The following is a 13,154-nucleotide window of genomic DNA, read 5'->3' as shown; positions in this document are numbered from 1 at the left end:
AATTTTATTTAAGTTAAATAATCGTTAAATTATGTTAAATTTTTAAGCTTTATCTATTTCTTTTCTTACAAGTTTTACTTGAAAGATTTTTCCTATTAAAACTATGCTATAATAAGGTTTTACTAATGCAATAAAGTTGCAATTATAAAAATCTTTACTTACAACTTTCTTCTTAATTTTTTGACTCACTGCAATTTACATGTGGTTTTACCTTAGTTCAATTTTGTCATGAATTTATAATTTTATGGTCTAACACAAATTTAATTCAACATGAAAACTTTTAGTAAATTAGCTTTGGGTACTTTACTCTCAGCACTAGTTGTGACATCTTGTCAAAATGATCCAGAAGAGGTATCTGATTCAGATGGGGTTATCGAATCTATCGTAGAACCTACTAGTACACAAGGAAAAATAATTCCCGGACAGTACATTGTAGTTTTTAAAGATTCAGAAATCCAGCCAGCTTCAAAAGTTCTTGCTAAGACTTCTTTTACCAGTAGAGAAGCAAAAGCAAAATCTGTAAGAGGTATTTCTGAAGCTTCAATTAACAAGATGAATACTATTTTATCTGACAATGGCTTGGATCAATCTAAAATCTTAGATTATTATACTACAAAAATTTCTGGTATGGCTATCAAACTAGGAGATGATGAGCTTCAAAAACTCTCTAAAGATCCTAATGTAGCAGCTATTGAGTATGATAGAGTTGTACAATTACCTGAGTTTACTGTAGAAGAAATCTTATCAAAAAACAATGCTAAGATGGCACAGCAGACACCATGTGGAATATCTAGAGCTGGAGGTTCTACAGATGGTTCTCAAAATGACAAATGGATTTGGGTAATCGATAGTGGTATTGATTTAGATCATCCTGATCTTAATGTAGTTACTAATTCTACATATGCAAGATCTTTTGTAGGAGGGTCTCCAAATGATTGTAATGGTCATGGGACACACGTGGCAGGAACAGCAGGAGCTATTAATAATGGAGTTGGTGTAGTTGGTGTATCTGCAGGAGCAGCAGTAGTACCAGTGAGAGTTTTTGGATGTAGTGGTAGTAGTAGTACGTCTACAATTCTTGCAGGAATAAATCATGTAGGGCGATATGATATTGCCGGAGATGTTGCTAACTTGAGCTTAGGAGGTTTCTTTGGTTCTGGTTGTTCTAGTAATTCATCTTACCGTAATGCATTATTGTCTCTAGGAAATTCAGGTACTTTAGTAGCGATTGCTGCTGGTAATAGTAGTGCAAATGCTGCTAGTTATCAACCTGCTTGCGTAAATGGTACTAACATATACACAGTTGCATCGATGACATGCGGTCGTAGTTTTTCATCTTTTTCTAACTTCAATATGAATCCTATTGATGTAATTGCTACAGGAAGCAGCGTTACAAGTACTTATCTAAATGGTGGTTACGCTACTTTAAGCGGTACTTCTATGGCTTCGCCACACGTAGCAGGAATCATGCATGCAAGAGGTAGTGGTCCTAGAACTTCTGGAACTGTAAGAAGTCGTGGTGAAGATTATCCTATAGCTGTGAGATAAAAAGTAATCTTTATTTACAACTAAAAACTAACTATAAACCGCTTGTTTTATAACAAGTGGTTTATTCTATTTTTTACATTTATTACAAATTCCGATAACCAAAAATTGAGTTTCTTGTATCGTAAATCCATCTAAATCAGGCATACTCAAAGTATAAGGTTGACAGGTTACTTCCTTACATATCTGACACTCAAAATGGATATGGTTGTGAATTTCATGAGATCCTTCGCAATTATTGCAAAGCGCATAGTATGCTTTACCATTTTTGCCTGTAACAAAGTGAACTTCGCCTTTTTCTGCAAACCGATCTAAGATTCTATAAATGGTTGTTTTATTAACCTTCAAAGGCATTGCATTCATAATGTCTTCTGCAGACATTGTATGCTTTGTTTTGGATAAGATTTCTTTTACAAGATTTTGTTTCTCAGTATTTCTTGTTTTTTTGGTCTCCATAAAATTGTATTCAGACTCCTTCACTAATCTAAAGTAATCATTTTCTTGGACGATTTTAAGTATTTTTATGTGAAATTAAAAGGATTGGTCTATTCGTATACATTTTCAAATACGAAACCAAAAAATTATAAACTACAAGGAAATATTATAACGAATTTGATATTAGTTGAGCATGAGGAAAATATTTTACTAAAAATTTAGTTTTATCTACATCACGAATCATAAAAATAATAACCAAAAGTTATGAAAATACTTAGTAAGTTAACAGTAATCGCGGCAGTTCTATTCTTTATCTCTTGTAAGCAAAACCCTGCTGAAGCGCCAGAACACAAAGCAATGGTAGAAATACATAAAGAAATGGAAGCTTCTCATGAAGCTATGGCAAAAGAACATAATACCATGAAAGATGATCATCAGCAAATGGTAGATGCGCACCAAACTATTGAAAATGACTCTATTCATTTGATAACAGAAAAAAATCATACCGATTTATTGGCTAAACATGGTGAATTGATCTCTTCTCATAAAACATTGATCGAAAAACATGCCGAATTAGAAACAAAACATGCTTCAGGAGAAATTACTTTGGAACAAATGACTACTGAACATGAATCTATGAAAAGTGAGCATGAGAATATGGAAAAAGAGCATCAACAAATCTCATCAGAGCATAAACAGATTACAGAAGAAGATCAAAAAATGATCAAAGAGCATCAAGAAAAAGCAAAAGATACAGTTGCTTCTTCTGATCAAAAATAACAAAAGTTAAGCCTTTAATATTTTAATATAAAGGTTAAACTTTTACATCTAAAAATTTTATAGATAAAACATTTAAGGATCTGTTTGCTACAGATCCTTAAGTATTTTAAAGACTAACTATGTAGTCTCTTAATTTCTCTTATTGTAAGATTATTTCTTAATAACACATACAGCTTTATACATGTATTAAAGATTTTGAACATCGATTATCTCAAAATTTCTAGCATCAAAATAATCATCCAGACCATACTCTGTATTGATAACTATACCACCTAAAAGAGCTATTTTTTCAACATTGAATTCATCTTTACAAGTTTTTATATACTCATGAATCTTTTGATCTATAACTTCATAGGTTGCTTCAGTAATAGCTTTTTGTGGGTTATCGCTATCGATTATATCTTGTCGGAAAGGGATCAGACTTTCTTCTAGTTTCATCTGTTGATAGTCATTTTCATTTAATACAGGGGTATACCCTCCTTCTTGAAATCGACTCAAAGCCAACATCAAAGCACCACAAGAGTTACCTGCATGTTCTTGGCGAGGTCTATACATTTTACCTAAATCCCCCTCGAGTGTAATCCCTATATGAGGTCCATAAAATATAAAAGCGCTACCATCATCAGGAATATGATGCGCAAAAGCTGTCATTCCTGTTTGTCCTACAAAAGGCAGCCCTCCTAGCCCACCCATGATAAATGGACCGAATAATACGTTAAAAAATGTCGTAGAAGGAACATTAATATCATCTGAACATACAGATGTAGCCATGAGTACTTTTGAAACGTCAATTTTGTGATCATTTTGCATTTTTCCTAAATAATGAATAGATGTATCCTTTGCATCCATAGCATTAGGAAAATACTTTTTTACAACTTGATCAAATTTTCTTTGTAACATAATAATGAATTTAATTTGAAAAACCCTAAGTGATTTGGAAAATTTCCTTATTTGTAAATATAAGTCATATTCTTTTAACGAAATATTATCATGTTAAAAGAATTCATAAGAATGTAACAAAGTATAATAGTGCTTACTTATTGCAAAGCATAGGTTCGTTGAATAGGCCACTCATCATCATATCCTTTTACCCATTTTTCTGTGATCAATTCTTTATCAGTTGCTAAACAATTATTGAGTTCTGACCTAATTTGTTTTTCATCCATATTTTGACCAATAAAAACAAGTTCATTTTTTCGATCTCCAAAAGTGGGATCCCAATTAGATTCTATCTGATTTTGGTTTTCAATAAAGGACATATATTGAATCCTTTCATCAAAAGGCATGCTACTCCACCATACACCAGCACTATCAGTTCTTATTGACCCTCCTGCTTGTCCCCATACCAATGCTTGATCAGGTCTCGAGGTCATCCAGAATAATCCTTTACTTCTTATAATCCCTGTTGGAAATTGGTTTTGAATATAATTTAAGAGTCGAATAGGATCAAAAGGTTTCTGGCTTCGATATACAAAGGAGCTTATACCATACTCTTCTGTTTCTGGTGTGTGCTCATCTTTATTCAACTCTTCTATCCATCCGGCACTTTGCTCAGCTTCTTCAAAGTTGAATAATCCTGTATTCAAAATTTCTTGCGGAGCTACTTTACTAAAAGAAGATTCAATAATTTTAGCAGAAGGATTTAGCTTTTTGATCATAGATTTAAGAATCCCTAAAGTTTCTTTTGTTACTAAGTCTGCTTTATTCAAAATAATTACATTGGCAAATTCAATTTGATCTGTCAATAAGTTTACAATCGTTCTGTAGTCGCCTTCAATATTGGTCAAATTTCTATCGATCAATGTTTCAGGACTTCCAAAATCCTTGAAGAAATTAAACGCATCAACAACTGTAACCATAGTATCTATGTAGCTAAAGCGAGATAAGTCAACATCATTGCCTTCATCTACAAAAGAAAAAGTTTGTGCTACTGGTATAGGTTCACTAATACCTGTACTTTCTATAAGAAGGTAATCAAATCGGTTTTCTTTTGCTAGTCGCTCTACTTCTATCATTAGATCTTCTCGTAATGTACAACAAATGCATCCGTTACTCATCTCCACCAACTTTTCTTCGGTACGAGATAGTGTGTTTTCATTTTTAACTAGTTCGGCATCTACATTTACTTCGCTCATGTCATTAACAATAACGGCTACTTTTAGACCGTATTTATTATGCAAAACATGATTAAGAAGTGTAGTTTTCCCTGCTCCAAGGAATCCACTTAAAACAGTAACTGGTAGTTTTTTTGAGATACTCATCGATGTAATGTTAAAAGATTAAAGCTTTGATTAATTACAAATCTAATAAGAAAATAACAAATGCAACAGTGTTGCATTTAAAAATATGTATCCTTATCATTGTGGTGATTTATATTATTCCAATAACTTTGGAACTATTAATCACAATTTACATCAATATAATCTAAATGAACTCAATAAAGATTGGAATCCTTACAGTCTCTGATAGAGCTAGTAAAGGGATTTATGAAGACATTTCCGGTAAAGAAATCATTACTGTTTTGAAAGAGTATATTTCTTCTGAATGGGAATCGGTGTATGAAGTGATTCCTGATGAGCAAAATATTATCGAGCAAAGGCTCATAAATCTTACTGATAAAGAGGAGTGTTGCCTTATTTTTACAACTGGTGGCACAGGGCCTGCACCCAGAGATGTTACCCCTGAAGCAACAGAAAAAGTATGTCATAAGATGCTTCCTGGATTTGGAGAGTTGATGAGAAAAGAAAGTCTCAATTATGTTCCTACTGCTATCTTATCGAGACAAACCGCCGGGATACGAGATAGAGCGCTAATTGTAAACCTTCCCGGGAAACCTAAATCAATACGAGAATGCATGCAAGTTGTTTTTCCCGCGATTCCTTATTGTTTAGAATTGATTGGTGAACATATCATTCATACCAACGAAAAAAACATTAAAGTGTTTAGACCTAAATAATATTTATTTTACAAAATAGAGCATAAATTGGTTTAGCACTATTAAAAGTACTGACATAATTGAAGTTTTAAGAAGCAATGCCAGAAGCTCACATGCAGAAATTAGCAGAATAGTAGGCCTTTCTGCACCTTCAGTTGCTGAACGCATTCAAAAAATGGAAGAATCAGGTTTAATTAATGGATATTGCACCCAATTAAACTTAAGCAAATTTGATTACCATATTCAGGCTAATATTGCTTTAAAAATAGATTCTCATGGGTTTAAAGTTTTTGTATCAAAGCTAAACGAGTTTCCAGAAATTTTTGATTGCATGAAGGTAACAGGTGAGTATTGTGTATTCCTAAAAGCAGCAGTTAAGAATAATAGCCAATTAGAAGATTTGATTGATCGGTTAACAATTTACGGGCATCCAAACACCTCAATAATACTTTCAGACCATACAGATAAAACTTTCTTTAAGCCTTAATTTTCTGAATATTTATTTAAAATTTAAAATCGTACCCCAAATAAACAAGGGTACGATTTGTATCTGCTTAAAGCATAATAAATACTTTATTACAATTAAGTTTTATATTAATTTACTACAAAAGGGCCTAATATAACATCGTTCGGTTTTACTATAAGCATCGTTTCGCCAGAAATGTCAAAGAAGATACTTTCACGCGAGCCACCTATATCCACAGTACCTATTGCTCCTGCTCCTTTAATTCCAGAAAAATTTACTTTTTCAGTTTTTTCCTCCCATATTGGAAACCTAAAACTAATCCCTTGTACATTCTTACGTTTCTTTATTAATTTTGCTTTGATTATACCATCTCTCGCATAGAAATTATAATGATCTTCAAAAGCTCCTGGATTTTTATTGGCAGAATGTATGGCATTAATTTGCTCTCCCGGAAAAGGATAAGGACCTTCAAAAGAATCAGGTATTAACCCTCCTCCCGGTGCAAAAAAAGTAGAACTCACTTCAACCTTACCGAATTTTATATTGTGATTACTCTGTGGTCTATTCATACCATTATTAAATGAAGACTTGTTAAAGTTAAAACTTACTGTTTCCAAGCCATTTAAACTAGTCAAACGAATACTATTGTTTACCTCAAAAAAACGAAATAAATATGCAGCCCCTACATTTGATAGCGGACACTTATGTAAAGGACCATTAGGATCTTTTAGCGCAAAGGTTTGACCTAATACTTTTCCTTTCGCTACGTTATAAAAAGCGTATCGGTTACCCGCGGTATTAAATACCAGAATAATAGCTCCTTTTACTTGTGAAACCGCACCTATACCATCTTCAAACAAATTTGCTAATTCTTGATAACCGGAAGGAGGCAATACCCCTTTTACCTCGCAATTCACTACATCAAATTCTGCCCCTAATCGCACTCCTATCACTTTTGATGGATTATAAACGCTTCTTACTTTATACGATAAAGGTAAAGCTGTTTGAATATTTGTACTCTTTGCTAATTTATCAGCAATTTCCTCTACAGTACTTTCTCCTGCGAGAGTTATTGCTCCATCTGAATCTCCACCATAAGCAATTACTTTTATTTTTAAATCCTTTAAAGATTTAAAAGTCTCAATATCTAAAGATGCTTCAGCACTAGTACCAAAACCACTATAAGAAAGATTTAACTGTGCTTGCATTTCTTGTCGGCTAGAGGTAGATTCTATAAGCATATAGAAAATTCTTCCATAGGCTACCGAAGAAATATAAGTAGCCGGATTGTTTTGATTAATATGAGGGGTGTATTCTTCTTGGGTAACATCACCGGCAAAAATATCCTCTGGACGAGTAGGAGTATCAAAATTCATAGTATAAAAGGTTTGCGTAAGCTTTACCAAAGTTCTATTGAACTGTTTTTCGGTACTAAAACTAAAATCTGACTCTACCTTTGATTTCCACGCTTTAAAAGATAATCCCATTTCTAAGGCTAATTGCTCTTCTGATTCCATCTGTTCTATAGAAAGATTAAAATTGGCAGGAACAGCCCCAGACGAAGAATTGATAATTTGATTAATAGCATCCTGAATGGTACTTGTTTTTACTTCATCTACAGTCACACTGGGAGTTGTTACTCCTCCGTTAAGGCTTATAGAGATCGTTCCTCCTGCCCGTTTTACCGGTATTATTGAAGGGGTAGTCACTTCTGGATCAACTACGGTTTTACCTTGTAATAAATTGCCGGGAAAAACAACATCGCTATTTAATCCTCCAAACAATTGAAAATCAGTACTACCGTCTTGTACACTTACTTTTTGTCTAGTACAAACAAGACGTTGGGTAACAGGTTGCCCATCTTCTTCTGCTTGTATATTTTCATTCGATTCTTGTGGAGCACCTTGATTGGTTTCTGCACGTGCTTCAGGATACTCATCAAAAAAACTATCATCTCCTGTACCCAAGTCAATAATTTTAGCGGTTATACCAGTTTGATTTGGATTCTCTGATAGTTCTGTTGTGTTTTCTACAATCTCATCATTACTACAGGAGGTTATCATTACTGTGACTATACTTAGTAATAAACTTCCCAAAAATAAATTTGTTTTCATCGTGTTTTAAGATTTTTCATATAGTATTGCTAACCAGGTCTGCAGCCCTTTTGGAAATACTATAGATGATTTGAAATAATTAATTTTCATCCAAACTTATAGGGAAGAGATCGCAATGCAAAAAAGACAGGGTAGACAAAGAGTAGACAGTTTACAAACCCTTTACTTTAGGGGTTTTGGGGAAAATATTTTTTGTAAGTATTCCAAAAAAATCACACTCAAAAAAATATGAATCCGCAGATAAAAAAGGTAGACAACAGGTGAACAAGACGAGTTAATTATTTCTGGACAAGCCCATAAAACAATAGGAATAGAATCTTTGATTTGTTAGTGATTTATAGAGAATTCTTAATTCGTAAATGTTTACATTTTTGTAATGTGATCTTGTAATGATTCTTTGGTTGTTAAGTTCATTTTTTTACGTAGCCTATACCGTGCTTTTTTTACTCCATCAGCGGATATATTAAGTAGAGTCCCTATTTCTTTAGAAGTAAGATTGAGCTTTAATAACGCTATAAGCCGTAGTTCTTTGGCAGTAATTGTTGGGTATTTCTTTTTAATAGTCGAATAAAAGTCCTCATGTATTTCTTCAAAATATTTTCTAAAGTTTTCCCAATTATCATCATCCTTTAAATCAAAATTAATGGTTTGAACAAGTTTTTTATACAGCTTTTGCTCTGATGGTTGCTGTGTATTAGCACTGATAGCTTCTTCTTTTAAGTTTTCTAATACATTATTTTTTTTTGCGAGATATAATGTTTTTACGGTAAGCTCTTTTTTAGTGTTGTGCAATGCTGTATTTAGTGTTCTTTTTTCTTGCAAATGCTGCTTCATTTTTTTTCGAATCTTGTAAATGCCAAAACCAAAAATCAGACTCCCTATCAATAGTGTAATCATCAAAATAATTTGTTGTAGATTTTTAATTTTGGATTCTTGCTCTAATATCTTGATAGCGCTATTTTGATTTTCAATTTGCTGTTCTTTCTTTTCAGTTTCGTATATAATATTTAATTCTTCTATCGCCTTGGTACGCTTTAGGTTTAACAATGTATCACTAATTGTTTTACTCTTTTTGTGATCTTGATAGGCCTCTTTGTAATGTCCTAATTTTTCGAATGAAATAGCTCGATTTTGATACGCATCTGCTTGCAGCTTCAATGATTCTATAGAATCTGCGATACGAATGCATTGATTAAAATAACGAGCTGCTATCGTATATTCTTTTTTGGCCAAATATGTTTTACCTATTTTTAATTTAGTATTAGCTTCATTGTGAGGATTAGACATATATTTCCATAGTTTAATGCCTTCTTGTAGATACTCGATTGATGTATTGTAGTTGTCTAATTCGTATTCTAAGGTTCCTAAGTTGACATGAGTTCTAGCGATATTAGCGGTATAATTTGTTTCTTTAGATAATTGAAGTGATTTTTCAAGAGATTCTCGTGCGGCATCATAATTTTGAATACGTAAATATGAATGTCCCATAAAACTTAGCACCTGTGATTTTGGCTGGATATAATCGAGATCTTCGTACAGCTTGTAACAATCATGATATATAGAAATTGCTTTTTTATGTTTTTGAAGATCGTCGTAAAGCTTACCTATCTGAAACAAATCTTCTGCAATTCGAACATTATCTTTAATATTTTCATGGATTTTTAGCGCTATATAAGTCTCTTTTAACGCAATATTATAATATCCCCTAACCATTGCTACTTTACCTTTCATCAAATAGGCACTCCCAAGACGAACGGAATCTTTAGCTTTCTCAAAAATTGGGATATTCATTTCCATGATATCCAAACATTTTTTGTAATCCCCTTCTGCAAGATGGATGATGCCAAGATTATATCGTACGCCCGCAGCTTGTATTGTGTCTCCAAGAGTCAAGTATAGATGTATTGATTTATCTAGATAATATTGAATAGAATCTTTCTGTGATTTAACATAAAAATAAGTTGCCTTTTTTACATAGCTTTTTGCAAGTCCTTCAGAAAAATTTGTCTTCTTATACAAGGCCAATGAATTTTCAATATAAACTTTTGCTTGTTCTGGATTGTTATACATTGTAAGGTCTCCCAACTTAATATAATTCGCAGCAATTATTGTATCATTTTGTGTAGTGCTTATAATTGATAAGATACTATCGATTTTGTGTTGGTTTTGACTATAAACCACAAGATTATAAGAGAAAAATAATAGTAATAAATAGATTAGATCATTTTTTTTCATAGAGATTAAAAGTAAGAATTACGTAAAAATTATCTTATTGAAGACCTTAAAAAATATCAAATATTTACTGCAATGTATATTCGGATATTGGTAAGATATTATGCTCAATCTTTTTTGTAATAAAGTAAAAAGTAATAGCGATTTGTATCATTATCCAAATCGCTATTACTTATACACGTCTTATGTATACAAACTTTTAATTTAAAATCATATTTATACTGCTATTTCTGATTTATGCAAACTCACTACAGTAAGAACTGCAACTCCATTTATCCAATAATAGTAGGCGTCTATTCCTTCAAAAGACAAAGCAAAAGGTGCAATTATAAATACGATAGCTACACTAAAATCTACAATTAAATGCATTTTGTATGAGACTACTTTTAATGCTCCTAAATGATGGTCTGTTAGCAATGTCAAAATAAAAGCTGCAATTCCTGTTGCAACTGAAAGTTGTAAAGCTAAAGGATTAGAGTTTCCCAGACCAAGAAGAAAAGGAAGAGCTATTAATGCAATGGCAACAGGATAATCTAAAAATGCGTGTATTCTTTTGGTTACAAATTTCATAATTTTAGTTTTTAATTGTGGGTTTTACTAAGCTTTTGCCAATTCTTGTCAGCTACACTTTTTAATTTAGTGTGATTTTTTTCAGCCAACCAAAGTTGTTTTGCATCGAGTTCTACATTGTTTAAATACAAATAGTATTTTCCATCTTTTACTACAAACTTATTTGGGTCAACTCTAAACTTTGCTCCTGCATAACATCCAAATGCGCAGAAACCGCCATATTGAGGAAGATATTTCTCAGGATTTTTATCAAATGTTGCTTTTTGCTCTGCTGATGTAAAATAGTATACTATTTTTTTGTGATCAGACTTAAAGTTTTTATTTCCTTTTTGCGCTAGACCTAAATCTAAATATGAGACAGGACTGTAACCTTGTAATGCTATGTTGCTATTATCTACATTATTTGCCATTTTGTCCTGAGCAAAAATTACTGAGTTCATTACTAATGCCATTCCTAGAATCGCTGTTTTTACTATTTTTTTCATTTTTTTAAAGTTTTTTGTTTTGTTATTCTGCGTTGAAGTATTCTTCTTGAATTACTTTTCCTTCATCATTCCAAATTCTGCGAATGATTTCGTGCCAGTAAATCTTGCTTCCATCTTTCATATCGAAATCGAATGTAAACTCTGATGCCGATACATTTCCATCTACAATAGAATGATGATGTGTAATACCATTTACCTTTGCAATTGCTCCGGCAAACCCCTCCATTTTAGTAACCATCTCTGGCTTACCAGTGGTTCTTCCATTTCCGTAATCTGATGTATTTGCATTATCAGCAAAAAATTCTTTTACGGCGTCTACAATAGCACCTTGTGAAACTATTGCATCCATTTTTTGTACTTGTTCTTTGATATTCATCTTTTTGTGGTTTTAAAATTACACTACAAAGATGAGGTGAGATCAAAGTTGAGTTGCTACAAAAAAAGGACTATGAATTGTACTTTTTTAATTTGAATTCTGTAGGGGTAACTTTGGAGTAGTGTTTAAAGAATCTTGAAAAATGATTTGGTTCTTCAAATCCCAGTTGTCTAGAAATTGATGTGATAGACTGTCCTTCGAGAATCATCAACTTAGCAGAATTAATGAGTTCTAAACGAATGAGCTGCCCCAGAGAAGTATTCATTTTTGCTCGAACTTTGTTAGACAACGCTTTTATAGAAAGGTTCATTTCATTGGCATAAAATTCAAGCGAGCGTTCTTTTGTATGATATTTTTGTAGAAGTTCTAAAATATCCTGCGAAAACAAATCTCTATTTTCAAAATCAAAGTTTTCTCTAAATTGTTTTGGGGTTTGACCGATAGAATTTTTAAAAACTCTATTGAAATAAGCATCATCTTTATACCCCAGATTATAAGAAATTTCTTGAATATTTTTGTTGGTAAAGGCAACTTCTTTGAGACTCTCCTGTAACCTTTTTGATGTCATTAGGTTCTTTACCGTTAAACCAACTTTGTTTTTGATTAATGCCTGGGCATTATATCCTCTATCATTAATAAGGCTTACCAGATCATTACTGGTCAAATTACTAGAATATTCTTTGTCAATAATCTCTTTTACATCAAAAATAATCTGGTATTCTTCTTTATTTGCTTTAAAAGGGTTTTGCCAAAACCACTGTTTAGAAGATATATCAATGATGTCAGCCGAATTTTCTGTTAGGGTTGTCTCAGAAAGGAAAGTGTTACACTCCTCACACTCCAATAAATCGATATACCCCAAAGAAATTAGGTGTTTAAATAATACGCGCACATCTTTGTCATAAAATTTGCTTTCATGTGAAAACTCTATTCTTCTAACCATAAAATCATCAGACAAGAATTTAATGTATTGTCCTTTTTCTAAAAAAATTGCTTTTTCTTGCCAATCAAAATAACTCTTAAAATCAACCTGAATGCTGCCTTTACCAGAAAGAATATGAATTAGAGTATGACACTCTATGAAGTATATTTTATTAATTTCGGGTGAAAACTTTTCTACTTTTTGCATTCGGTTAGTAATGTTTGTTAACATCATTATTTATTAAAACTAAAGAGTTTTAATAAAGCTTTTGAAGCGAATTTAAAATAATGATTA

Annotated in this window: 13 protein-coding genes; 4 read left to right on the top strand and 9 right to left on the bottom strand. The window is 32.4% G+C overall.

All coding sequences use genetic code 11. The features are described from left to right. Positions 1-270: 270 nt before the first annotated feature. The gene (locus tag FHK87_RS20670) at positions 271-1,548 is read left to right on the top strand and encodes a S8 family serine peptidase (RefSeq protein WP_140596174.1); all 1,278 of its coding nucleotides are present in this window, start codon (positions 271-273) and stop codon (positions 1,546-1,548) included. Between the two features lie 66 nt (positions 1,549-1,614). On the opposite strand, the gene FHK87_RS20665 is transcribed toward FHK87_RS20670, so the two are convergent. After that, positions 1,615-2,001, bottom strand: a complete 387-nt coding sequence (locus tag FHK87_RS20665) for a Fur family transcriptional regulator (protein ID WP_140596172.1) — start codon at positions 1,999-2,001, stop codon at positions 1,615-1,617. A 243-nt stretch (positions 2,002-2,244) separates the two neighbouring features. Here FHK87_RS20665 and FHK87_RS20660 point away from each other — a divergent pair, with 243 nt between their 5' ends. Further along, on the top strand, positions 2,245-2,760 hold the full coding sequence (locus FHK87_RS20660) for a hypothetical protein (protein ID WP_140596170.1): 516 nt from the start codon (positions 2,245-2,247) through the stop codon (positions 2,758-2,760). A gap of 186 nt (positions 2,761-2,946) precedes the next feature. Here the strand turns inward: FHK87_RS20660 and FHK87_RS20655 are convergent, their stop codons facing one another. Next, complete coding sequence (locus FHK87_RS20655) at positions 2,947-3,660, bottom strand: hypothetical protein (protein WP_140596168.1); 714 nt, start codon at positions 3,658-3,660, stop codon at positions 2,947-2,949. Between the two features lie 137 nt (positions 3,661-3,797). After that, positions 3,798-5,021, bottom strand: a complete 1,224-nt coding sequence (locus FHK87_RS20650) for a GTP-binding protein (protein ID WP_140596165.1) — start codon at positions 5,019-5,021, stop codon at positions 3,798-3,800. A gap of 167 nt (positions 5,022-5,188) precedes the next feature. On the opposite strand from FHK87_RS20650, the gene mog reads away from it, so the two are divergent. Continuing rightward, complete coding sequence (mog, locus tag FHK87_RS20645) at positions 5,189-5,716, top strand: molybdopterin adenylyltransferase (protein WP_140596163.1); 528 nt, start codon at positions 5,189-5,191, stop codon at positions 5,714-5,716. A gap of 22 nt (positions 5,717-5,738) precedes the next feature. Continuing rightward, a complete protein-coding gene (locus FHK87_RS20640; RefSeq protein ID WP_317133559.1) occupies positions 5,739-6,182 on the top strand; it encodes an Lrp/AsnC family transcriptional regulator in 444 nt (147 codons plus the stop codon). 107 nt (positions 6,183-6,289) lie between these two features. Here FHK87_RS20640 and FHK87_RS20635 read toward each other — a convergent pair whose 3' ends face one another. The 6 genes from FHK87_RS20635 to FHK87_RS20610 all read right to left on the bottom strand — a co-directional run bounded on the left by FHK87_RS20635 (position 6,290) and on the right by FHK87_RS20610 (position 13,067). Further along, complete coding sequence (locus FHK87_RS20635; protein WP_140596159.1) at positions 6,290-8,275, bottom strand: thiol-activated cytolysin family protein; 1,986 nt, start codon at positions 8,273-8,275, stop codon at positions 6,290-6,292. A gap of 363 nt (positions 8,276-8,638) precedes the next feature. Next, a complete protein-coding gene (locus FHK87_RS20630) occupies positions 8,639-10,510 on the bottom strand; it encodes a tetratricopeptide repeat protein (RefSeq protein WP_140596157.1) in 1,872 nt (623 codons plus the stop codon). Between the two features lie 213 nt (positions 10,511-10,723). Beyond that, on the bottom strand, positions 10,724-11,077 hold the full coding sequence (locus FHK87_RS20625; RefSeq protein WP_140596155.1) for a hypothetical protein: 354 nt from the start codon (positions 11,075-11,077) through the stop codon (positions 10,724-10,726). An 11-nt stretch (positions 11,078-11,088) separates the two neighbouring features. After that, a complete protein-coding gene (locus tag FHK87_RS20620; RefSeq protein WP_140596153.1) occupies positions 11,089-11,562 on the bottom strand; it encodes a YHS domain-containing (seleno)protein in 474 nt (157 codons plus the stop codon). Between the two features lie 22 nt (positions 11,563-11,584). Beyond that, positions 11,585-11,938, bottom strand: coding sequence for a hypothetical protein (locus FHK87_RS20615; RefSeq protein ID WP_140596151.1), 354 nt, complete (start codon positions 11,936-11,938; stop codon positions 11,585-11,587). 70 nt (positions 11,939-12,008) lie between these two features. Then, on the bottom strand, positions 12,009-13,067 hold the full coding sequence (locus tag FHK87_RS20610; RefSeq protein ID WP_140596149.1) for a helix-turn-helix transcriptional regulator: 1,059 nt from the start codon (positions 13,065-13,067) through the stop codon (positions 12,009-12,011). Between the last annotated feature and the right edge of the window lie 87 nt (positions 13,068-13,154).

Origin of the sequence: Aquimarina algicola (assembly GCF_006443095.1) — a bacterium.
GTDB classification, from domain to species: domain Bacteria; phylum Bacteroidota; class Bacteroidia; order Flavobacteriales; family Flavobacteriaceae; genus Aquimarina; species Aquimarina algicola.
The sequence above is the reverse complement of the archived record's forward strand: the minus strand, read 5'-3'. Positions and strand labels throughout refer to the sequence as shown.

Coding starts and splice junctions, on each gene's coding strand:
- FHK87_RS20650 (WP_140596165.1), bottom strand. CDS start 5,021: ATGAGTATCTCAAAAAAACTACCAGTTACTGTTTTAAGTGGATTCCTT.
- FHK87_RS20660 (WP_140596170.1), top strand. CDS start 2,245: ATGAAAATACTTAGTAAGTTAACAGTAATCGCGGCAGTTCTATTCTTT.
- FHK87_RS20670 (WP_140596174.1), top strand. CDS start 271: ATGAAAACTTTTAGTAAATTAGCTTTGGGTACTTTACTCTCAGCACTA.
- FHK87_RS20615 (WP_140596151.1), bottom strand. CDS start 11,938: ATGAATATCAAAGAACAAGTACAAAAAATGGATGCAATAGTTTCACAA.
- FHK87_RS20630 (WP_140596157.1), bottom strand. CDS start 10,510: ATGAAAAAAAATGATCTAATCTATTTATTACTATTATTTTTCTCTTAT.
- FHK87_RS20625 (WP_140596155.1), bottom strand. CDS start 11,077: ATGAAATTTGTAACCAAAAGAATACACGCATTTTTAGATTATCCTGTT.
- FHK87_RS20665 (WP_140596172.1), bottom strand. CDS start 2,001: ATGGAGACCAAAAAAACAAGAAATACTGAGAAACAAAATCTTGTAAAA.
- FHK87_RS20610 (WP_140596149.1), bottom strand. CDS start 13,067: ATGCAAAAAGTAGAAAAGTTTTCACCCGAAATTAATAAAATATACTTC.
- FHK87_RS20620 (WP_140596153.1), bottom strand. CDS start 11,562: ATGAAAAAAATAGTAAAAACAGCGATTCTAGGAATGGCATTAGTAATG.
- mog (WP_140596163.1), top strand. CDS start 5,189: ATGAACTCAATAAAGATTGGAATCCTTACAGTCTCTGATAGAGCTAGT.
- FHK87_RS20635 (WP_140596159.1), bottom strand. CDS start 8,275: ATGAAAACAAATTTATTTTTGGGAAGTTTATTACTAAGTATAGTCACA.
- FHK87_RS20655 (WP_140596168.1), bottom strand. CDS start 3,660: ATGTTACAAAGAAAATTTGATCAAGTTGTAAAAAAGTATTTTCCTAAT.